The following is a 23,021-nucleotide window of genomic DNA, read 5'->3' as shown; positions in this document are numbered from 1 at the left end:
CCGTCAACGATCAAATCTTAAAAGCTGGTACCATTATGGTGCCAGCTTTTTTATGTGCTTAGGGTTTTGGTCATCACACTTGTCCTTGACCGTGATGCCTTGAAACTCAAGCTCTTTGCTGGTCGCCTCTAGCAAATCCAGCTCTTCTTCGATCAGTATCAGCATGTCTTGTATATGCGGTAGCGCCTTACTACAGGCAGTGATACCAAACTCAATCCTATCGAGGTAGCTGGCGAGCGTGATGTTCATCGCTTGACCATCAAAGACGATAGAGGCAGGGTATAGCGATTGTAGCTTTGCGCCATTCCAGTATAAGGGCTTGGTTGAGCCGGGTACATTGGAGATGATCAGGTTAAAGGCTTGTTTTTTGGGGAATAAGCCTGTCGCCAGATTGATGCCTTCCCACGCATACGCAATCACGCTGTAATTGATCACTTGGGCCTGATTCATACGGCGAAAACGGCGTTTGCCGTTATTCATGCTGCGGTGGATAAGCTCGATGCGGCGTAGTGGATCATCAAGGTGCGTGCCGAGGTTTGCTAGGACAAATGACAGCTGGTTACCTGAGACGCTATTATCAGTACGTAGCGACATCGGGACAAAAGCGATCAACGGCTTGCTGGGTAGGGCATCCATGGCGAGCAAATAACGACGAATGGCCCCTGCACAGACGGCAAGCACCACATCATTTTTGCTGATTTTTAGGCGGGCGGCGATATCGTTAAAGCGTTCGATATCATAAGACTGCGCAGCGATACGACGAGAGGCGGAGATACGTTTGTTTAAGATGCTCATCGGCGCATCAAAGGTGCCGACATAGCCTTCGTCGCCATGGTTTTTGAGATTGTCCAGCAGCTCAGTAAACACCGGTTTGATGGTAGAGATTTGCTCTTTGATAATGCGCCGCACGGAGCGCTCTTTGGGCAATATGGCGTTGACTTGGTTGCGGTGGCGCGCCATCAGTGACCATACAGGCAGGGTGACAGGCTCGGTGGCGGACTGCGATAGGGATTTTTGTACCAAACGCATGGCTGCAATACCATCGACCAATGAGTGATGGATTTTAAAATACAGCGCAAAACGTTCAGCACCGCCCTCAGTCTCAGGCTGGATGCCTTCTATCACATGGCATTCCCACAGCGGCATGGCGCGATCTAGCAGCCGTCCGTGCTCCCTTGACACATACATCAGCAGCTCGCGAATCCGCGCAGGGTTGGGCAGCGCGACATGATGCAGATGATGCTCCACATCAAAGTTTTTGTCTTTTTTCCAAAAGATCAAATGCTCTAGCACTTGGTTAAAAGGAAAGCTTGGCGGCACGTCGGACTCTTGCATTTGTTTTACCAGCTGATAAACAAAATCGCTATCCGCCGCTTTTGGTAATTCAAATAAAAACAAGCCGCCAACGTGCATGGGCTGTTTACGCGACTCAAGAAGTAAAAATAATTGATCGACTGCTGTGAGAAGTCGCATAATAAATCCTTTTATGATGTTGGAGAAAAGACCTGTGATGGTGGCGTCATATCTGACGCCACACAATCAGGTGTCCGCTGAGCTACTAGCAAAAGCGCTTACTGAAAAAAGTAGCCTGTCTGCGGCGAGCTGGCGGCTGCCATTTTGCGCATCGGCATACGGCCCGCCAAAAACGCCTCACGCCCAGCCCAAATAGCGTGCTTCATGGCTTGTGCCATCAAGACTGGGTTTTGCGCATTGGCAATGGCAGAGTTCATCAAGACCCCATCGCAGCCAAGCTCCATGGCAATCGCTGCATCCGAGGCGGTGCCGACGCCTGCATCGACCAATACGGGTACGTTGGCGTTTTCAATGATTAGGCTGAGGGTATGGCGATTGAGCAGGCCAAGTCCAGAGCCAATCAAGCTACCGAGCGGCATAATCGCCACGCAGCCCATGCTTTCAAGCTCTTGGGCGACGATAGGGTCATCAGACGTATATACCATCACCTCAAACCCATCCTCTATCAAGACTTTGGCCGCTTTTAACGTTTCCATGACGTTAGGGTAGAGGGTTTTTTCATCACCCAACACCTCAAGCTTGACCAGATTGTGCCCGCCGAGCAGCTCGCGAGCAAGCTTACAGGTACGAACCGCCGTTTCGGCATCAAAACAGCCAGCAGTATTTGGCAAAATAGTGTATTTGTCTGGAGAGATGACGTCGAGCAAATTGGGCTCATCGTTATTTTGCCCAATATTGGTACGGCGAATGGCGACGGTTACAATTTCTGCCTCCGACGCGCCGATGGCCTCACCCGTCTGCGCCATGTCTTTATATTTCCCCGTCCCGACCAATAACCGAGAAGAAAAGGTACGACTACCGACGTTAAAGGTGTCTGATAGCAGCGGCGTGGGAGTGGGGTGGGCGTTTTCTGACATAACTCAAATCCTAATAACGGGCGGCAAGATGACCTAATAAATAGACAGTCAAATATAAAAGGGTGTGTCTTAGTGCAAACGTGCACCGCTTATCAGATAAGTCTTGAACTGATAATAGCGCACTATCGACAAAATAAAAATCCTCTGTGGACTTGGCGCGTTAGATGGCGCAATTGGCACCAAGCGATAGGGGCGCGCGTCTTGCAGATAAACTAATACGCATCTGACACAAAATGCTATTATACCAAACTCATGCAGGTTTACAGGCAGTCTTTTTTGGACTAAGGCGGTGCGCCGTTGATCCGCGCTATGCTAAGCCGCGCTCTATAGTCAAGAGCGCTATGCCATTTTAGAAAGAGTCGATTTTACCCATACCTCTGCTGTCATCATATGCTGCTCATACCGCAGTTATTCTTAGTTATCAGGTCGTTTTTATGATGCAATTGCCTTATAGTTTTGCCAAACGCCATCAGGTTTTGGTCATCCTTGCGATAGACCCTGAGCTGCCCGCGACGCTGGTACTGACCAAGGCCACACCGCTATCGGCGATTAATGAAGCGGTGCGGTTTTTACAGCAGCAGGGCGTGCGCGGCGTGCCAACCTATGACAGTGTCAGCGCCGATGAGTTTGAAAAACGCCTAAACGCTGCTTATGCAGGCAATACGGGCGAGTCACAGCACATTGCTGCAGGACTTGAAGACCATCCGGATCTCGATAGCTTGGCAGATAGCGTGCCTGAGACAGAAGACTTGATGGATCAGCAAGACGACGCCCCCATCATCCGCCTGATCAATGCGCTACTGTCCGAGGCCATCCGTCTCAATGCGTCTGATATTCATATCGAAACCTTTGAAAAACGCTTGGTCGTGCGTTTTCGTGTCGATGGCGAGCTAAAAGAAATCATTAGCCCAAAACGTCAATTAGCGCCGCTCTTGGTCTCGCGTATCAAGGTGATGGCCAAACTCGATATCGCCGAAAAACGCGTACCACAGGATGGCCGTATCAGCTTGCGGCTAGCAGGGCGTGAAGTCGATGTGCGGGTGTCGACGCTGCCCTCTAGTTTTGGCGAGCGGGTGGTGATGCGACTGCTCGATAAGCAAGCAGGCCGCTTAAACATGACCTATCTGGGTTTGTCTGACAGCGACTATAGTGAGCTTAAGCGCCTTATCCATCGCCCGCACGGTATCATCTTGGTGACTGGGCCGACGGGGTCTGGTAAGACCACTACTTTATACTCGGCATTGACTGACCTAAATGATCAGACTCGCAATATCTTGACCGCTGAGGACCCGATAGAGTTTCAGCTCGATGGCATCGGCCAGACGCAGGTGAATAATAAAGTCGATATGACCTTTGCCAAGAGTCTGCGCGCGATGTTACGACAAGATCCAGACGTGGTGATGGTCGGTGAGATTCGCGATTTAGAAACCGCAGAAATTGCTGTACAGGCGTCACTTACCGGACATTTGGTATTATCGACGCTACATACCAACACCGCTATAGGGGCCGTCACCCGTTTACAAGACATGGGGGTTGAGCCTTTCTTATTGTCATCATCACTGATAGGGGTCGTCGCCCAGCGTTTGGTGCGTACCTTGTGCCCGCACTGTCATGGCTGGCAAGCTGCAGATAGTGAGCAGGCCAAGCTCTTTACCGAGATTGATCTGACATCGGGGCCATCAGGCGCACAAGCGATAGACACCTTTATCAAACTCCCCAAACCCGTCGGCTGCGACAAATGCAATCAGACAGGCTTTAAAGGTCGTACCGCCATATATGAGGTGGTGCCCATCGATGATACGCTGCGCCGTATGATTCATAGCAACACCGCTGAGTATGAGCTAGAAGCCTACGCCCGCCAAAAAACATCGTCGATTCGCGCTGATGGGCTGCACAAAGTGATAGCAGGTCGGACGACGTTAGAGGAAGTGCTGCGCGTCACCAAAGAAAGCGCGCTAAATGATGAACCGCTTTTAAATTGATAGGGGGGTTATAAGGGTGACTAGCATATAAACGGCAAAAAAATAACTGACTATCAAAGCCAGTTATTTGGTCGTGCTCTATTGGTAATGACTGGTATGCAGTAGCACATTGATAGTGAATACCGCAATAGTGAATACCGCGATTATTTGACAGCGATACATTCAACCTCGACGCTTGCGCCCGCTGCCAGCTCTGAGACGCCAAAGGCTGAGCGCACTGGATAAGGCTTCGCCATCGTGGCTTTGTAGACGTCATTAAAGTCAGCAAAGTCATCCATGTCGGTCAGCATCGCCATGCATTTGACCACATCTGACTTTTGGTAGCCATACTTTAGGAGCGTGGCGTGAATGTTGTCTAGCGCTTGCTTGGTTTCGGCTTTGACGCCGCCTTTGACCAGCTTGCCGTCTTTAAAGCCGATCTGGCCTGACATATATAGTGTATCGCCGACCCGTACCGCTTCAGAAAAAGGATAGTTGCCACTTTCTCCCAAAAAGACAGGGCTGGATTTGCTAAGTGTGGCATGTTGGCTGGCATTTGCTGGAGCGGCCGTGGCTGTTATGCTAAGCCCCAACGCGCAGGCGCTGACCAGCAGTACCTTGGATAAAGGGGCTGTCAATGTATGGATAAGTTTGGACATCATTGTCTCCTTGTTATGGGTTTTTTATTTGATCACGCAATCTATGTACTTTTGGCCATATCTGTAGTGGCGGCAGACAAGTCTTGCGCAGAGGGTGTATCGCTTAGTTGTGAAGCGGGTTGAGCGTCATCGGTCTGGTCGTCACCCGCATCTGCCAATGCTGCGTCAGCGCTTGCTGCTGTTTGCGCATTCGCTTTGCCTTGACGTCTGGCTTCTAGCTCTGATTTGGGTATCCAAGCCCATGTCATCTCGACCACGATAGGGTCGCGCTCGCTATCAGACTCGCGATCATGGATGACGCAAGGGATGACCATCTCACCTTTTGGGGTATTGAGGATGGTCAAGCGCTGCTCATCAGACAAGGTGGCGATAGCAGCGATCTGGCCTTTTTTGATGGGGCGATAAAAATCTACCGAGTAAGATTTAATCAGCAGGACACGGTCCGAGGGCAGGTTTAGACCCAAAATAAACCCCGTGGCTGTTTCGGCCAGCAGGGTGATGGCAACGGCGTGGATAGAGCCGATATGGTTTTGTACGGCTTTGGTGTTGTTTAAGCTGACCGCCACTTGGTTTGGCTCAACCGTCTCATAGTAGACGCCCGTGGTGCCAACATAGGGCACCACTTTACCAAAAGCCTTGGATAAAATACTAGAGCGGGCGCTGGCCGGTAAGTATTTGGTCACTGACAATAGCTTGGTAAATTGGTTACTGACGGGCTTGAGCGTGCTGTTTGGTGGTTCGACTGGCGATCTTGTGCTGTCAGCTACTTTGGCTGGCAATTTATTGGTCAGCTTGGTAGGGAGTTTTTTTAATAATCCTGACATACAAAATTCCTTTATATAGATAGGTTAAAGGTGACATTGCGTATGATGAAACCTCATCAATAACGACGAAGCGCCTATCGGCTGCCAAGTCGTCACCGCTACTATGGTACATTAACCGCGTTCTGCCTACTATTATTAGCATGAACTGCTGCGCTTACAAAATGATAGTAAGGTAACGAGCAGACCGCCCTAACGTCGCCATTTTCCTTGTTATAATCAGCCCGCCTATTGCTTGTTTCATGTTTATACACTTTTGCTCTGCTGGATAATGTTATGTCTGATGTCTTGCTCACTCAACCAAACCGCTCTCACCAACCGATCAATATCATCTACACGGGCGTCGCTGGTACCGGTAAGACTTATCGATTGCTACAAATCGCCCAGCAATACACCGACGATCTGCCCACCGCTGATGATGAGGCGCTATTGGCCCAGCTGTTACAGGACTTGAGCTGGCGCGAGGTGCTGTGCTTGATATTTTTGCAGATGCGCAAGTCGCAGCAGGACTTACTAAAAGTACCAGAGATTGTCGCCCATCCTTTTTTTGTGGCAAAGGCGGCCAAAAATGCCCGCGATAAAAACTTAAGCAGCACCGCTTGGTTGGCGCTGCGTCGCCACAGTCCTGCTGACTCGCGGACGGTCAGCTGTGACAATCGTGCCAGTCAAGCGTATTTTGATAAGGATGAGAGCGGTGCGTGGTATTTGCTGCCTGATAGCATCGACTTGCTAGAGGGTTTATCACAGCAGCTAGCCGAATTTGAGCAAGCGCAGCACGACAATAGCGCGCGCCAGCAAGCCTTTAGCCAGCAGCGCTTTAGTATGGTGAGCTTTCACCAAGCCTACGGCTATGAAGAGTTTGTCGAAGGGATTCGCCCTGTTATGACACCTGCCAATACCGCCACCAATGCCTCAGGCCTACAGATGCAGTATGGCATTCAGGATGGCGCGTTTTTGTTGTTGTGTCAGCGCGCCGCTCGCGACCCCAAACAGCGCTATGCTATGCTGATCGATGAGATCAACCGTGCCAACGTATCACGGGTCTTTGGTGAGCTGCTAAGCTTAATTGAGCCAGATAAACGCACTGGCATGGCCAATGCGATGATGGTAAAGCTGGCGTATTCTGGCCGTACTTTTAGTATTCCGGCCAATGTCGATATTTATGCCACCATGAACACGCAAGACCATTCTTTAGCCCCGCTAGATATGGCGCTGCGCCGGCGCTTCCGATTTGTCGATTGTCCGCCACAGCCTGAGCTGCTACCAAGTATAAAGACAGGCCACAGCGCAGACAGTGCTGAGTCTGCTGCCACGATAGCGCTCGATAAACTACTCCGCGGCCTCAATCAGCGCATCACGCAAACGCTTGGCAGCGAGTCGCAGTTGGGCCATGCGTTTTTATGGGCGATAGAGAGTCTGGAGCACTTACAACGCGCACTGGCCGAGCAAATCATTCCACAATTAGCGCAAGCTGCAGGTGGGCAAGTGGCGGTGCTACAATATATCTTTCAAGATGATGAGCAGCCGCTAGCGATGCAGTTTATACAAGATAGCCAAGCGCTGCTGGCAGGTAGCCGGCCTACACAGACGGCGACGCAAAACGACAGCGCCGCTGGCTATTTGGGTCATGATTCATTTTTTGGTCAGCCGCACTCGGCTCTAGGGGCAGGGGGCTATAGGATAAATGCAGATCTTATAGCAGGCACAGGCGCATTTGCGCAGGCGGCTATCTATCAGCGGTTATACTGATGACTGTGCTCCATAACGATAGCGACCTTCATACCGCTGGTAATCCTGAGCTGCGGCGGCCAGCTGTTTCTCAGACAGGCATTATGACAGTGTTTGAGCATCAGCGGCTGACCGCGCGCGACTTTGCGTACGTGACTGATTTTGAGTGGCTACTGGCGCAAGAGTTTGCGGTATTTGGCATCAAGCGCAAGCGGGGCCAGTGGCAGCTTCAGGTGGGTCACTATATCGGTATTGTGCATCTGCCAAGTGGCATGGTGCTCGAGATATTACCCAAACGGATGGCAGCGACAAATACACCGCCTCAGCGTCAGTCGCCATCAGAGCAGCAGCGCGCTATCAGCCGCACTCGGCTTTGGGTGCAGAGGATGCTGGCAGATTTGATCGCTAGCGACGACTCATCACCGCAAACACTGCCAAATAGCAAACACCTTGGTCAATTTGGTCGCCACGCCGCACCCTTACCGATCAACGCTTTGCCATTGTCAGATTGGCTCATTCAGCAGTTTTTGCAAGGACTGACGCAGCACCCACCCACCCAGCACTATCAAACGCAGATCGATAACCAAACCTCATTGCAAGGTCGCCTCGTGATAAAAGCGCAACTGCAGCGCAACCTGCTGCAGCCGCATAAGTTCGTGTGTGAGCGCAGTGTGCTCAGCCAAGAGATGCTAGCCAATCGGCTGATCAAAAGTGCTTTAGAGCAACTCAGCCCATTACTACAGACCTCTGTGCGTTTTCGTCGCATTGGTGCTCAGTTGTCGACGACATGGCAGCGGGTCTCTGCGCTACATACTCATGAGCTGACGCAGTTGGCGGCGGTCTATCAGCAAGCCAAACGCCAGTTTGCTATGCAACCACTGCATGCGAACGCCATGCAAGGTGCGCAGCAGCTATTAGAGATGGCGTATTGGCTACTGCGCCAGTCAAGTGTCGCTGGGGCAAATGGTATCGCGCCACCTGCAATAAAACAGCGGCCACCATCACTACGTTTGTGCCTACTGCTAGATATGAACCAAGCTTTTGAGCAGTGGGCCAGCTTACGTATTGCCACACTGTTTCGGCGCGTCAGTACGGATTATCAGCCACTGTTTCAGACGCAGCGGGTTTGGTTAAATGACGAGGAGGGGCGAGCTTGTTTGTCTATCCGTCCTGATTTGTTGATTTATCAAACGCCGCCTGATAATGACAATGACAATGACAACTCAACTCATACGCATCATACAAAGACGGCCACTGACAGGGCAGGTTGCTATAGTCATGTGATCGATATCAAATGGAAAACGCTAGCAAATGCTGCTGCTATCAGCTCCGGCGATGCTTATCAATTGGCCAGCTATGCGCAGGCTTATCAAGCGCCGCAGGCTTGGCTGGTGTATCCTGTACAAGATGACACGCAGCAACCAATGAGGCTACGCCAGCTGCCTGTCACAGAAGCGCTCGCCAGCAAGGTGCCAGATTATGCCACGCTATGGCTAATACCCTTTAACGTCAACACAGGCACGATAAATAAGGGCAGTGACTTGCTTCCTTGAGAAAATGTAGTATAATGCCCCTGTCGATGAGTAGGTAACATCGATATTAAGGCGTTGATTGTGGCCTTTTTTATAAAAACATGCGTTTTTGCGGTAATTTAATAATTCTTTTAAATTTATCAAAAATAGGTGTTGACACAATCGGCTTTACCCCTTAATATGTGCACCTCGATAGCGATGAACATGAACAAGTTAGCGGCCTTGCCAACGACAAGTTACTTAACAAAACTATCGTAAAAATAGAAATATCGGAGTGTGGCGCAGTTTGGTAGCGCATCTGGTTTGGGACCAGAGGGTCGTAGGTTCGAATCCTATCACTCCGACCATCTATTTATTTAAGAGCCTTACAGGCTTTTTTTTATGTATGATGATTGAGTTTATACTACAATAGTATTGTAACCTTAATTAGATATATAAAAAGCCCTTAAGAGCGCCTGTAGCTCAGTTGGATAGAGCACCTGCCTTCTAAGTAGGTGGTCGCAGGTTCGAATCCTGCCAGGCGCGCCATTTAGCCTGCATATCTTGCCTTCCTTGGCCATATTATGGCGGTTGTAGCTCAGTTGGTAGAGCCCCGGGTTGTGATCTCGGTTGTCGTGGGTTCGAGTCCCATCAGTCGCCCCAATTTTTCTTTTTCTCTCTTTATCTGTCAGCAGCCTCTTTGGCTCTATTGCTGAACCTCTTTTGTTTCTTTATTAGACTTCCCTGTCGTTACTCTTTATATTTATCCTTCGATGCTCATAAATAATGACACTGGTTTTGGCCGGCGTTTTTTTGTGCCTGCGTGTTTATACCGCGATCTGATGCTTGGCGCTCATATTTGTCATTCTACCGTTTGATTTAAGTGCCATTTGCCGAGCACATAAGTGCGGACAGTATTGGCGCGCCTCGAGTTTGGTCTATGTGTCTAACGTATGTATATTTTTAACCAGAGTCCACGAGCGGATATTTGACTTGTGTCATCTCTATGAGATAGTTTATTTTGCTAGGTTTGGACACTCTCATAATCACTGAGGAACGACAGATGGACGCTCTAAGCGTATTGCTACAAAATGTGCATTTGTTTGAAACCAAATACTATCGGCTAAATTGCGTCGGTAATTGGTCTTATTCATTGACGAGAAAAGACACTATTTTATTTTACTTGGTGATGTCTGGCAGTTTTTGTATTGATGTTGGCAATGATCGACGAGAGGTACATGCAGGCGATATTATCATGATTCCCAATACGCATCAGCACACAAGCTATGCGCTAGCGTATGATGGTGATGCCGCCCAGCCGCTAGATGAGATGCTCAATAGCCGCAAAGCGCAGACGCTAGATGTCAAAGGTGAAGGCGAGTCTAATTCGTCTCTGATTTTGATTGAGTGTAAGTATGACAAAGAGATGATACGGCCTTTATTGTCTGTCCTGCCATCGATTTTGCCCGAAATAAATGAAGAGTCCGATGGCAGGTTTGAGGTCATCGATGTGGAGATTAAGCTGCTGACCTTGGAGGCTGAGCGCGAGCGTATGGGTAAGACTGCGGTCATCAATCACTGGGCGAGTATCATGATGATTGAGTGTTTGCGCGTCTATATCGAAAGCCTGCCTGAAGCCACTGAGAATTGGCTAAAAGCCATGAAAGATCCGTTTTTGACCAAAGCCTTGGCCGCCATGCATGAAGCCCCAAGCAAAAGCTGGACGATACATAAGCTGGCAGAGGTCGCGGGGATGTCGCGTTCAAGCTTTGCGCAGCGCTTTAAAGACACAGTCGGTATGCCGCCGCTAACGTATCTGATTGATTATCGATTGCGTTTGGCGGCGCGCTACTTGCGGTTGCAACAAAACAGCATCAGCCGTATCAGTGAGCTGGTCGGCTATGCGTCGGATTCGACCTTTAGCCAAGCATTCAAGCGCGTTTACGGCGTCTCGCCCAAAGCCTATCGCCAGCAGTATCACGGCTAGCGCATGACGTGATGCCGCGTTTATCTGGCTAGGTATTTTGTCTAGTCTAAGTGTTTTAAGCCGCGTGCGGCGGTGGGTATTTTGCTGATGGACGGCTGACAATACGTCGATGTTCAGGTACTATGGAATATTGAGTCATCTGGACGCCAGCGCTTGTGACAAGCGCGCTATATTTCCTTATAAAGCAGGCATATAGTCAGATCTAGATGATGTTTCATTTTGCTGCAGATGGTATGTTATGACTGAACCAACCGCAAAGCCAAACGCCCAAGCCGGTAGCCAATCCGCTATCGAAGCCAATGGCAACAAACCAAGTAATGCGCCTCAAGGCACCGTCTGTGATGCGCAATATCCCATGACAGACGCTCAAACGGATGACAGCGCTGTGACTTTTGATAAAGCGGCACTGTTGGCCTTGTTTACGGTTGATAGCGCTGCGGACACGGCGCATACAGTCACGTCGCAGGCGCAAGCTGATGCTTCTGCCGATAAGGACAGCGTTGCCGCCCAGCGTCTGGCCTTGTACCGTGCTCAGCATGAGCGTACGCGGCTCTTGTATATGGCTCCTGCCAATATCCGTCCGACTTATTTGGTACAAACGCTCAAATCACAGTTTGTAGAATACCAGCAATATTTTCTGGCGCAGCAGCTTGATAAACGCGGGCTGATGGATACCGATGGGCTTGAGCGCCTTTGGCAGCAGCTACATGTGGTCGACGACATCATCGCTGATATCGTCCGCCACATGCCCGCGCAGCAGCCAGCAGGGTGGCAGCTGACCACTCAAGATGGCCGTAATCCGTTGTGCTTTGCCACGATCGGTAGGCTCAAAAACACCAAGCCTATCTTTGATCAAGGCAGCCTCAATAGCTATGTGCTTGGGCACTTTGGGGTGAGTAGTTTTACTTACGATAGAGGCTATTATATCGGCCATGTAGTCGGCTATTTATTTAGTTGTTATTTTTGCGCGCATCTGTCCATTAGTTATAGCGTCACGGCGCTTGCGCCCGAGGTGGTGGCGGATTATGACTACGCCAGTTTAGAGACACCGCATATGGTGCGGCTGCTACAAGGGCTAGACGGCTATTGCAAAAAACGCATTTATCAATTGGCCGTCATCTGTGCACGGCTGAGCGTGTTTGCCAGTGACAAACGCATCGAGAGAATGCTGATCGCTGAGGTCAATGACTTTGATAAAAAGCTCCAACAGCAGCATTTAGATGTCTTGCTCCTCCAAGGGCTGATGCCGGATAGCAATGACTCCACACCACTGTTTTAGGCGACAAAGCCATACCCTAAGGTTTTGAGCGCTGTTTTATCATTCACTCTATTTGATCTTCTTAGGATATCTGCTGCTATGCCAGCCTATCATTTTAAAGCGCTTGATGAGCGCGGCAGTATGCAAAAAGGCCTGCTCGAGGGCGATTCGGCGCGGCAGATACGCCAGCAGCTGCGTGATAAGCAGTGGACGCCCGTAGAAGTCAGTGCCGTCAATGACAGACAAGCTAAGCATAAAAACCGCTATAAAAAGCCCTCCGCTTATGAGCTGGCGCTCTTAACCCGTCAGATGTCTGTCTTGCTGGCAGCGGGTATTCCGTTAGAGGAAACGCTTGCCGCCGTCGCCAAACAATCACCAAAGACGCATATCAAATCTTTAATGCTCGCTGTGCGCTCTCATGTGTTAGAAGGCTTGAGTCTTGCGCGCGCACTGCAGCAAGCCGCCAGCTTTCCGCCGCTATATATCGCGACCATTGCCGCAGGCGAGAAATCTGGTCATTTGGATTTGATCCTCAACCAATTGGCAGATTACACCGAAAACCGTTTTGCTTTACAAAAGAAAATCCAAGGCGCAATGGTCTATCCGATTGTGCTGATGGTGATGGCGGTCGGAGTAATCATGGGCTTGATGAGTTTTGTGGTGCCAAAAATCGTCAAGGTCTTTGAGCAATCAGAGCAAGCGCTACCGCTGATTACCCAAATCGTACTCACACTGTCCAATTTTATCACTCAGTGGTGGTGGCTGATGCTGTTGGTATTGGCTGCGCTGGCATTTTTGTGTTATCGCTTTGCCCAAACGCAAGCGGGCAAGCTGGCCATTGACAGTCTGGTACTCAAGCTACCGATATTGGCGCGCTTGTCTAAGGGACTCAATGCCGCGCGCTTTGCCAGTACTTTGGCGATATTGGTGCGCTCAGGGGTGCCGCTGATTGAAGCCCTACATATCGGTGCGGCGGTGACGACCAACTTACATATCAAACAAACCATTGTGAGTGCAGCCGATCGAGTCACAGAAGGCGCTAGCCTCTCTACGCAGTTAGAAAAATCCTCCTATTTCCCGCCGATGATGGTGCAGATGATCAAAAGCGGCGAAAACTCAGGCGAGCTAGAAAACATGCTCAGTCGAGCGGCCGATATGCAAGAGGCCGAAGCCACCAACTTTATCAGTACGTTACTGTCATTACTTGAGCCTTTGATGCTGGTGTTGATGGGCGTAGTGGTGATGATTATCGTCATGGCAGTGATGCTGCCGATTGTCAATATGAATGATTTGGCCGGTTAAATGCTATGTGATTTTTAGGATGAATCGACGATATAGACTTGTTTTAAGCGGACTGTATGGGTGATTAGATAACAGTGAGCCGTGGGTCTATCTTGCTTAAACTTGCATCAGCTTACTTAAGTTTTACTTACTGTTGTACATTGTTGACTGCGAGCCGGATAAACTTCTGCCAACCCCCATAGTAAGCTATAGTAACCAGCGTCAGTGTCTCTAAAGCCTGCCCGCTGGTTACTATAGCTAAAAATATATAAAGCCAAAAAAGATAAATTCATAAGACAAGTCGTTTGGCGGCGCTGGATAAAAATAAAATCATGGTCTATAGTGACCATGGTGCTAATATCGATAGATAACGGCGAATAAATCACATCAGGTAACTATGCGCCAAGTAGCGCCAAGCATTAAACGCCATTTAAGCACCCTGATAACTGACACAACTGCGATGATAAAAGTGATGATAATGACTGACAAAACCCAAGCCGCCCCCCGAGCACAGATGACGATGGACAATACAGGTAGCAGCCCGATAAATACCACTCATGCGAAGCTGAGTGGCCAGTCCGGCTTTACCTTAATCGAGATTATGGTGGTGATTGTCATTTTGGCTATCCTAGCAGGCCTTGTGGTACCCAAAGTGGTGGGCCAAAGCGACAGAGCCCGTATCAAAACCACTGAAACCGCGCTGGCCACTGTCTCAAATGCGCTTGATATGTATAAAGTAGACAACTCGCGTTACCCCACCACCGCGCAAGGATTAGAGGCACTGATCACGCCGCCAAGCGATGCCAAAAACTATCCCGAAGGCGGCTATATCAAAGGCGGCTATCCGACAGATGGCTGGGAAAATGAGATGCAGTATGTCTCTCCAGGCAGCGAAGGCCGTCCTTATGACTTGTTTTCATTAGGAGCCGACGGCCAGCAGGGCGGTGAAGGGCAAGATGCGGATATTTACGCGCAGCTATAGTTGATAATAGCAAGGTAAGCAATGTATTGCGGCGTAGAATAAAGGCAGTCCAAAATGACATCGACATACCGATGCTACCCGTGCTACTGCTATAAATTTACTTGTGGGCTGTGCTCCTAGAGGCTACGAAAAACTCATTCCAGTAGCACTGTAGCAGTTTTAGAAAGAAGCAGGCTCAAGCTTTGCAGTTTTTTATAATGATCAGATATCAATCAATAAAGGTTTATTGGTTGATATTTTTTATTAGTGACAAAAATTATGATTTTTGTTAACCACTCTTTGTTGAATGCGTTTTGCTATAGACTGTCTCGGTATATGTATTAATATTATAATTATTTTTAATGTATGTTGCGCGGTATAAGCGGCTTGCTGCTTTGAGCATGATTTAATCTGCATTATCAAGTTTGACATCAGTTATTAAGAGGTATCATTTATGGGTATATCGACATCTACGACAAAATACGAGTCAGCGTGCATGCGTACGGCGGCCATCATTCTTGCTAGTAGCTCACTGATAGCAGGGGGAACCATAAGCGCTCAGGCAGCCAGCCTTAGCGGTTTGTTTAACAGTAGCAATAACGGGTCGTCAAAGTTTTTATCAGTTGAGCAAGCGTTTAGCGTGGATAGCAGCAGCAAGGCCACCAAAAAAGGCACGCAGCTGTCGATTACGTTTGATATCACCCCTGAGCATTATGTTTATAAAAACCAGCTGAAACTGCGCTTCCCTAAAGGTATCAATGCCACGCCATTTACCTTTAACCAAAAGCCTGTGACCATTAATGATCCGACCTTTGGCAAGGTACCTGTATTTACTCAAAAAAGTGTCACCGCTACCACTACCTTAACCACTGCCAATGGCAAGGGCGCAAAAAACGTCCCTGTGGTTATTCATTGGCAGGGCTGTGCTGAGGCAGGACTATGCTATCCACCAGAAAAGATGGCGACCAAAGTTGATATCGCAGTGCCACGCTAAGCCGTTGCTGACATTTTGTTCGATTCTGAGTAATAAATAGGTAGCCTTTCATGCCCGCACATATAGCAACACCGCCGCCGACCACGACTACCCGTGAGACCATCGCTCCTAAACAAGCCAAGCATGCGCCCTATCACAGTGTAAAAAACCGCCCCTATCTATCGGCACTTGTGCTAAGTGCCAGCGCTCTGCTGGTAGGGCTAAGCGCGCCGATGCCCGCGCACGCAGCAGGATTGGGCGATTTGTTTGGTGGTAGTAGTGACAGTCGTGCACAAAAAAAGTTTTTATCCGTTGATGAAGCCTTTGATGTCAGCAGTAGCAGCAGCCCTGCCAAAGCTGGCACGCGCTTGTCGATCAATTTTGATATCACCCCTGAGCACTATGTGTATCAAAATCAGCTCAAACTGACACTGCCTGATGGAGTAAAGGCCGCGCCGTTTACCTTTAATCAGCAGCCCGTTTCTATCGACGATCCGACCTTTGGCCGCGTGCCAGTGTTTGATCAGGCCAATGTAGTGGCGAGCACCATGCTGAGTACGACAGATGGCAAGCCTCTAGACGATGCTGCGATTACGATTGGCTGGCAGGGCTGCGCCAAAGCAGGGCTGTGCTATCCACCAGAGAAGATAAAAACCACAGTCAGTATCGCCGCTGTACCCTCCCAGAGCCGCGCCAATAATGCATCAGCGACTGGCCAAGACGCGACAGCTAAAAGCACTGTGGCCAATACTGACGCTCAAGATAAGGCGGCCATCAGTGAGCCGCTAACCACCTCATCGACTGCTGCGTCGCCAGAGAGTGCCAGCGGCCTTGCTAGTGAGCAGATGGATGATGAAGTCGTCGACTATGATTTGATAGACGATGTGTCATTGGAAGGTGAGATTGCCGGTGCAGCTGCGCCCATAGCAGACACTCAGCAGTCTTCTGATCGAGCCTCAAGTAGTAGTGAGACTGCCACTATCGGCGCGATGGATAGCGACCCTTTTGGCCTAGCGTCTCATCCATGGCTGGCATTGGCTTTGCTGTTTTTAGCAGGTTTGGGCTTGGCATTGACGCCTTGCGTCCTGCCCATGCTACCCATTGTGGCCAATATCGTCGCCCGTGAAGACAATCCCACGGTCAAACGCGGTGTGCTTTTGACAGGTAGCTACGCCATCGGGGTAGCCACCGCTTATGGGATTTTAGGTGCGGTTATTGCGGTGTTTGGTGAGTCCTTAGGTATCATCGGCTGGCTACAAAACCCGATTATCTTAATCAGCTTTGCCATTGTGTTTGTACTTTTGGCGTTATATATGCTGGGTGTTTTTAGTATTCGTTTGCCCAGTGCCATCAGCAGCAAGATGCAGCGCTTGAGTCAAGCAGGAGATAGCAAGCTTGGTAGTGCGGGCGGCAGCCTAATCGCTGGTTTTTTATCTGCGCTGGTGGTGTCACCCTGTGTCTCAGCGCCGTTATTTGGCGCGCTGCTGGCGGTGTCTACCATTGGCAGTCCGCTGCTTGGGTTTGTCGCTTTATTTATGCTGGGTTTTGGTCTGTCCGCGCCGCTGATCCTAATCGGTGCCACTCAAGGCAAAATCATGCCAAAAGCTGGCGCGTGGATGAACTGGGTCAAGCAAGGCTTTGCGTTGCTGCTTTTTGCTGTGGCGCTGCTGCTGATTGAGCGCGTCTTTATCTCGCCTGTCATGCTGGTCGTATGGGCGCTTTGGTTTATGGTGCTGGCGACATGGGCGTGGAGCTGGCTTGGTAAAGGTCGTATCTTAACCCAAGCACTGGGCTTCATCGCTGGGATTTGGGCGGCTTGTCTGATGGTGGGTGCCGCTTTGGGTAACGATGACAGTCTGCATCCGCTGGCCTCTCTAAGCGCCGCGCCTATGATGATGACATCTGCAAACGGCGTATCAGGTGCGAGCAATAGCGCCAATGACGCGCACATCACCACCCTTGCTGAGCTAGATGCTATTTTGGCTGACAATCCGAAAGTCATTGTCGATCTGACAGCAGAGTGGTGTGTTGAGTGCCGTATTATGGACAAAAACTTATTTCACAATCGTCCTGCTCAGATGCAAGACTGGCTGCTGGTCAGACTCGATATCACAGAGACGACAGAGAACTCAAAAGCCATCTTAGCGCGTTATCAACTATTTGGACCGCCAGCATTGCTCTATTATCAAGACGGGCAGTTGGTCAATCAGCAAGTAGGGGAAATCGGACGTTCGGCATTTGAGCAGACTTTAGAGGCGCTCAATCGCTAATCATCTACATGGATGAGCAGTCGCTAAAAGGGTGAATATCTCACCTCCAAACACCCGCCTGATGTAACAGCTAATGCTGTATATTTTGCCAATCAAAAGCCAAGCGCCTACTATGTTAGGAGCTTGGCTTTTTTGGTAAGGTGTCTTGGGATTGGCAGGGTGACCGACTAACTATTTGCTTTTATAGGTATTAAAGGTCCTTGTCTGTTTATCTTGTTTGTTATTATCTGTATTTGCAGCAAGGATAACGCTAGTATAGTGTCTATATTTTCATTACAATAAAGCAACAATGCTGAAGGGGCTAGGCGAATTGTCAGCACAGCCCTCGATGTCCATTAATGAATGGTTTTTATATTAGCGCTGATGCTAATGGTATATTCATTATCTAAAATACTCTACTGACCTTATTATTGGTCAGATAAAGGACACCTATGTTTGCCCATATCATTACTCAACGTCAATTACCGCAAGCCTGTGCCTCAAGCCAGCCATCTGATGGCTTATCACTCAACTGTCGTCAAAATAGCCATCGCCATCTATGTGTTGCAATCGCGGCGGCTTTGAGCTTGACGGCCTTACAAGCTCACGCTGCGATGGACGAGCAAACTTATCGGGAGCTGCCAGTTCCAGACGCGGCGTTTGAGTATGAGGATTATGAGGTGGCGCACAGCGAGGCTGATACTGAGCAACCAGCGAGCGCAGAGGCAGGTAAGCAAAACCGTAAAGTGGTCAGTAAAGAGTTTATTGCCAAACAAGCAGAACTGTTTGCTGAATGTACCGAGGTACAGCTGGCGACCGCGCGTTTGGCTTGTTTTGATAAAGTGGCAGAGCAAGGCAAAACGCCGAGCTATACCACCACCAAACAGCCTGTGGACTTAGCCAAAACCTTTCAAAGCACACTGTCAGGCAACCCGCAAGTGGTGTTTGTAGAAGAAAGCTCTACCATCACAACCGATAGCAGCAGCGCCGTCGCTGCCGAGCTGCCCCAACAAGCGGCGTCCTCGCCTGAAACGCAGAGTCTAGACACGGTGGGGTTGACCCAGCGAGAAGCCAAAGTGCTCGAAAGTGTTGGTGTCAAGCAAACAGACATCGAAAAGTACACCCCGCTGAGCCTATCTTATGATTTGGATAAAAACAGTGAGCGCGGTACTTGGACCGTCAGACCTTATCGTCCAACCTACGTATTGCCGCTGTTTTATACCTTTGACCCTAACTTGGGGCCAAGCACCCCTTCACAAGACACTGAGCCTTTTACGTCCAATGACGTCCGTGAGACGGAGCTGAAGTTTCAGCTGTCGTTAAAGACCAAAGTGGCAGAGGACTTGTTTGATAGTAGTGCTGATTTATGGTTTGGCTATACCCAAGAGTCGCATTGGCAAGTGTATAACGAAGATAACTCTCGGCCGTTTCGCGCCACCGACTATCAGCCTGAGATATTTTTGACCCAGCCTGTGACCGCTGACTTACCCTTTGGCGGCCGTCTACGTATGCTAGGTGCGGGTGCCATTCACCACTCTAACGGCCAAGATGATCCGTTATCGCGTTCGTGGAACCGCGCGTATCTGATGGCAGGGGCTGAATGGGGCAAGTTGTCGGTCGTGCCGCGGCTCTGGGCGCGCGTCAATAACGAAAGCAGCAGCAGCGAAGACAACCCTGATATCGAAGACTACATGGGCTATGGTGATATCAAATTCCTATACGATCTGCCAGATCAGCAAAGCCTAAGCGGCACGTTGCGCTATAACCCCAGCACCAACAAAGGCGCGGCGCAGATCGACTACATTTATCCACTGACCGAAAACGTCAATGGCTATGTACAGCTGTTCCAAGGCTATGGCGAGTCTATCATCGACTATAACCACGAAAACACCTCCATCGGTTTTGGTATCGTCTTAAATGATTGGAAGGGGTTTTAAGGCCTTATCGGCGTCGACGGTCTTTGACTGCTAAGGAGTACAAGCAATGCGCCGACTGGCTCCTTATCAAACTGGACTATGGCTGGCAGAGTATGTAGATATACGCTGCCAGCTATGCCGCGTATATCGCAGCACCGCATCATCCCAGCTGCTATCTTCTCATCTATCCCCAGCCACTCCTCCGATTGCTGATTCAATGCTTACCGATATTTACCGTGGTAAGGTTGCTCGGTATATCCATCGTCACTTGAGTCGCGGTCTGCTCTGTGCTCATTGTCATCATGGTATTACGTGGCTACCCAAACCATTTAGAGTCGATATCGCAGCTGGCAGCGCCTTGAGCATTCAGGCGTCTACTTTTTATGACTATCCTATTCGGCAAGCCATTCGCGCTTTCAAGCATGACGAAGACATGAGTAAACTGCCACTGCTGCTCCATGCGATTCGTCAACTACCACGGCCACATGGCTGCCATCACGATAATGCTGTCATCGTCGCGATGCCCACCACCCCTCAACGTCTGGTAAAACGTGGCTTTGATCCGGTCAGTATCTTAGCCGCGCAGCTGTCTAAGCATTGGCAGATACCGCTATGGCAAGGTGTCCGGCGTATCGATCACACCGTCAGCCAGCAAGGCCTGACACGCGCTGAACGCCTCAGTAATCTCAATAATGCTTTTGTGCTGACCGAAACCCCGCCAGTTAAACGTTTACTGCTGTTCGATGATGTCGCAACCACAGGCGCGAGCCTACAAGCGCTGGGTCGCGCTTTGTATAAGCCAGCTACCAGTGCCGCATCTACGTCCTCATTGCCGACCAACCGCTACCACCTATCTGCCTATGCACTCGCTCATGGGAGTCAGTATCGTTAGTCATTTATAAAGTATTGACGGTACTTCTATAATGACTAATATGTTGCTAAGATGTTGCCTAACCGCTATATTATTAAATCAATATATATAAATTTGTTAGCTGATATTAATCGAAATCTAGAATTGACTTTTAAGTGTCTGATAAGTGTCTGATTTAAAATATGTTTTTCTGTAGCTGGTATGTGGTTTTATGGAACAAAAATTGCATGTCTTATAGTGAATAATAAAAGAATGTGACCTCTCCCTACTGATTGGTAGTTAAGTGTCTTAGCAGGTAAGAGTTGCGAGGTATTTTAGATTGACTACTGGCAAATGGATCGTTATGAGACAGACGGTAGACGTTATAAATAGGAATGTGATGTGAGAGCCTCTAAGAATAGCCTGTCGCCTACAATACAAATGGGAAGCTCAGGGTTTACCTTGATTGAACTGATGGTCACGATCGCTGTGCTCGCTATTATTGTCGGTATCGCAGCGCCTAGCATTAGTACACAGTTGGCAAACCAAAGAGTAAAGGCAACGGCGAATACGTTGGCTAATGCGTTAAAAGAGGCGAAGGTTGAGAGTATCTTGCGTCGACAAAACATAGAGCTTGCTTATGATCCTCCTACATCTAAGACAATAAAATTAAAAGTCGGCAGTACCGAAATATCAAGTTATAAAATTAACGACAAAAGCAAAGTGACCAGAGTAATCACTCCAGCTACTGAATCAAAAGTCATTTTTCAACCAAATAAAAAGATAGCGAAAAATGTGACGGTGGTATATACCATTTGTGATGAAGGGTCTAAAAGTGTGGCGCCTAAACAAGTAAGCCTTACGAGCATTGCTAATATTAATACGACGAATGCTGGGAGCTGCTAATGAATATTAAGTATATACAAGCAGGGGTAGGGTTGATTGAAGTCATGGTGTCGTTATTGCTATTGGCAGTAGCGGTCTTAGGTTTTAGTGCAATGCAGATGTCAGCTATAAAAGCGACAGACGAAAGCCTCATGCGTACGCGAGCGTTAACTATCATTCGGGGTGGTGCTGAGACGATAAGAGCAAATCCTACTGGTATCACTGCTTTTAAGGCGGCAATAAACGGATCTTCAGATTCAATAAGTATTGAGGGCAAAACAATAACCAAAAACAGCTGTGTTAATAATACCAATACAGTACCTGCAGCAGCAGACATTTGTACTATTAATCAACTAGCAACTCGTGATGGATTATTAATGAAATCATATGCTAGTGCTAATGATATTAGTATTGGTATGGTTCCAAGTGGCTGTCCTGGGACATTAGGTAATCAAGAGCTGCAATGTTTTGTAGCCAGCTGGGGTGATACGACGGTTGAACTCAGTGACTCTGCCTCGAACGCCTGTGCTAACGCTGATGGTAGTTATAAGAATGGTGCAGAGTGCTTTATCGTGGAGGCGTACTGATGTCATACAATCGTGAAGTTAGCTATGGTACTGAGAAGCAGGCAGGCTTTACTTTAATAGAGCTTATGATCTCATTGGTACTTGGTTTAATTGTGTCAGCAGCTGTTATTCAAGTATATCTAATTAATGCAAAGACCAGCAGTATTCAAGCCAGCGGTAGTGAACTGCAAGATGCAAGTATTTTTGGCTTACAGCAACTGGAGAAAAGTATCCGCTTAGCCAACTTAGGTAATTCAACGACTAGGATTGATGGAGCCACACCCAATGGTGGTATTGTCTTAACGGGTCTTAATATTGGAGTGCCGGATTTACCGGACCCTTATCCTAATACAGGTTACTTGACTAGGCGTGCAGGAGATATTGCAGTGGGCTCAAATGGTTGGTCTGGTATCTCAAATACCAATACCGACAGCGACCAGCTGACAATTCAATATACCAATATAACGGGTGCACCAATGTCAGACTGCGAAGGTGCGACTGCTGCTATCAATGACATCGTTATTGAACGTTATTTTTTACGCCAAGCAGTAGGAGATAACAGCGCTGGAGCTATCAAAAACTTAGTGTTGGCATGTGATGCAGGTCGGGTTAATCCAGCTGGTGGAATAGACGATACAATGCCAGCAACTGACTCACGTCAATTTGGTCAAGCGGGGCAAGAGTCTATTATTAATGTCGATCAATTTAAGGTGCTATTGGGAGTGCAGTACACCACTGGCGCTAATGCAGGACAGATGGTGTATTTACCAAGTAACGCCTATCTTAATATAACATCTGGTAACCCTGTTATCACGGCAGTGAAAATTGGTCTAATCGTACATGGTAGTACACCTATTATCGGTAGCGCAGAACAAACACAATTTGCTCTGTTGGGACAGCCGCCAACAGAAAATAAATTAAAAACAGATACTAGTAGTACAAAAAAAGTTCGCACTACCTATGAAGCTACAACATTGTTGCGAAATGCTCGTGTCGTCAATGTAAGTACTGACCTATAGCATATT

18 protein-coding genes and 3 tRNA genes are annotated in these 23,021 nt (G+C 48.8%); 17 read left to right on the top strand and 4 right to left on the bottom strand.

Features of this window, described 5'->3' with window-relative positions; translation table 11 throughout:
* Positions 1-33: 33 nt before the first annotated feature.
* Both BTV99_RS07825 and BTV99_RS07820 read right to left on the bottom strand, forming a co-directional pair.
* A complete protein-coding gene (locus BTV99_RS07825) occupies positions 34-1,473 on the bottom strand; it encodes a wax ester/triacylglycerol synthase family O-acyltransferase (RefSeq protein ID WP_075101810.1) in 1,440 nt (479 codons plus the stop codon).
* Positions 1,474-1,571: 98 nt separating this feature from the next.
* A complete protein-coding gene (locus tag BTV99_RS07820) occupies positions 1,572-2,390 on the bottom strand; it encodes a thiazole synthase (protein ID WP_075101809.1) in 819 nt (272 codons plus the stop codon).
* Between the two features lie 434 nt (positions 2,391-2,824).
* Here BTV99_RS07820 and gspE point away from each other — a divergent pair, with 434 nt between their 5' ends.
* The gene (gene gspE, locus BTV99_RS07815; protein WP_075101808.1) at positions 2,825-4,372 is read left to right on the top strand and encodes a type II secretion system ATPase GspE; all 1,548 of its coding nucleotides are present in this window, start codon (positions 2,825-2,827) and stop codon (positions 4,370-4,372) included.
* A gap of 143 nt (positions 4,373-4,515) precedes the next feature.
* Here gspE and BTV99_RS07810 read toward each other — a convergent pair whose 3' ends face one another.
* Entirely contained in the window at positions 4,516-5,013 is a 498-nt protein-coding gene (locus BTV99_RS07810; RefSeq protein ID WP_075101807.1) for a RidA family protein, read from the bottom strand.
* 38 nt (positions 5,014-5,051) lie between these two features.
* Entirely contained in the window at positions 5,052-5,834 is a 783-nt protein-coding gene (locus BTV99_RS07805) for a DUF4442 domain-containing protein (RefSeq protein WP_083608580.1), read from the bottom strand.
* Between the two features lie 273 nt (positions 5,835-6,107).
* On the opposite strand from BTV99_RS07805, the gene BTV99_RS07800 reads away from it, so the two are divergent.
* From BTV99_RS07800 to BTV99_RS07725, 16 genes are all read left to right on the top strand, one after another.
* Positions 6,108-7,580, top strand: coding sequence for an McrB family protein (locus tag BTV99_RS07800; protein ID WP_075101806.1), 1,473 nt, complete (start codon positions 6,108-6,110; stop codon positions 7,578-7,580).
* Positions 7,580-9,112, top strand: coding sequence for an McrC family protein (locus BTV99_RS07795; protein ID WP_083608579.1), 1,533 nt, complete (start codon positions 7,580-7,582; stop codon positions 9,110-9,112). The genes BTV99_RS07800 and BTV99_RS07795 overlap by 1 nt, the downstream gene beginning before the upstream one ends.
* Before the next feature lie 249 nt (positions 9,113-9,361).
* Positions 9,362-9,438: transfer RNA gene (locus tag BTV99_RS07790), tRNA-Pro, on the top strand.
* 104 nt (positions 9,439-9,542) lie between these two features.
* Positions 9,543-9,619: transfer RNA gene (locus tag BTV99_RS07785), tRNA-Arg, on the top strand.
* 38 nt (positions 9,620-9,657) lie between these two features.
* Positions 9,658-9,733: transfer RNA gene (locus tag BTV99_RS07780), tRNA-His, on the top strand.
* 400 nt (positions 9,734-10,133) lie between these two features.
* Positions 10,134-11,057 (top strand): AraC family transcriptional regulator, encoded by a 924-nt coding sequence (locus BTV99_RS07775; RefSeq protein WP_075101805.1) that lies wholly within the window; start codon positions 10,134-10,136, stop codon positions 11,055-11,057.
* Positions 11,058-11,295: 238 nt separating this feature from the next.
* Positions 11,296-12,336: a hypothetical protein gene (locus BTV99_RS07770; RefSeq protein ID WP_075101804.1), complete on the top strand. Its 1,041-nt coding sequence runs from the start codon at positions 11,296-11,298 to the stop codon at positions 12,334-12,336.
* A gap of 78 nt (positions 12,337-12,414) precedes the next feature.
* Positions 12,415-13,617: a type II secretion system inner membrane protein GspF gene (gspF, locus tag BTV99_RS07765; protein WP_075101803.1), complete on the top strand. Its 1,203-nt coding sequence runs from the start codon at positions 12,415-12,417 to the stop codon at positions 13,615-13,617.
* A gap of 499 nt (positions 13,618-14,116) precedes the next feature.
* On the top strand, positions 14,117-14,578 hold the full coding sequence (gene gspG, locus BTV99_RS07760; protein WP_075101855.1) for a type II secretion system major pseudopilin GspG: 462 nt from the start codon (positions 14,117-14,119) through the stop codon (positions 14,576-14,578).
* 433 nt (positions 14,579-15,011) lie between these two features.
* Positions 15,012-15,551, top strand: a complete 540-nt coding sequence (locus tag BTV99_RS07755) for a protein-disulfide reductase DsbD domain-containing protein (protein WP_083608578.1) — start codon at positions 15,012-15,014, stop codon at positions 15,549-15,551.
* Between the two features lie 50 nt (positions 15,552-15,601).
* The gene (locus BTV99_RS07750) at positions 15,602-17,800 is read left to right on the top strand and encodes a protein-disulfide reductase DsbD domain-containing protein (protein WP_083608577.1); all 2,199 of its coding nucleotides are present in this window, start codon (positions 15,602-15,604) and stop codon (positions 17,798-17,800) included.
* Positions 17,801-18,231: 431 nt separating this feature from the next.
* A complete protein-coding gene (locus tag BTV99_RS07745) occupies positions 18,232-19,716 on the top strand; it encodes a phospholipase A (protein WP_075101801.1) in 1,485 nt (494 codons plus the stop codon).
* Positions 19,717-19,762: 46 nt separating this feature from the next.
* Positions 19,763-20,587, top strand: a complete 825-nt coding sequence (locus BTV99_RS07740; RefSeq protein WP_075101800.1) for a ComF family protein — start codon at positions 19,763-19,765, stop codon at positions 20,585-20,587.
* Between the two features lie 360 nt (positions 20,588-20,947).
* On the top strand, positions 20,948-21,451 hold the full coding sequence (locus BTV99_RS07735; protein ID WP_256713755.1) for a Tfp pilus assembly protein FimT/FimU: 504 nt from the start codon (positions 20,948-20,950) through the stop codon (positions 21,449-21,451).
* A complete protein-coding gene (gene pilV / locus BTV99_RS07730; protein WP_075101799.1) occupies positions 21,451-22,017 on the top strand; it encodes a type IV pilus modification protein PilV in 567 nt (188 codons plus the stop codon). Before BTV99_RS07735 ends, pilV begins: the two co-directional genes overlap by 1 nt.
* Positions 22,017-23,015 (top strand): prepilin-type N-terminal cleavage/methylation domain-containing protein, encoded by a 999-nt coding sequence (locus BTV99_RS07725; RefSeq protein ID WP_075101798.1) that lies wholly within the window; start codon positions 22,017-22,019, stop codon positions 23,013-23,015. Before pilV ends, BTV99_RS07725 begins: the two co-directional genes overlap by 1 nt.
* The last annotated feature ends 6 nt before the right edge of the window (positions 23,016-23,021 follow it).

It is taken from the genome of Psychrobacter sp. Rd 27.2 (assembly GCF_001921755.1).
In the GTDB taxonomy this organism is placed as follows: domain Bacteria; phylum Pseudomonadota; class Gammaproteobacteria; order Pseudomonadales; family Moraxellaceae; genus Psychrobacter; species Psychrobacter celer.
The sequence above is the reverse complement of the archived record's forward strand: the minus strand, read 5'-3'. Positions and strand labels throughout refer to the sequence as shown.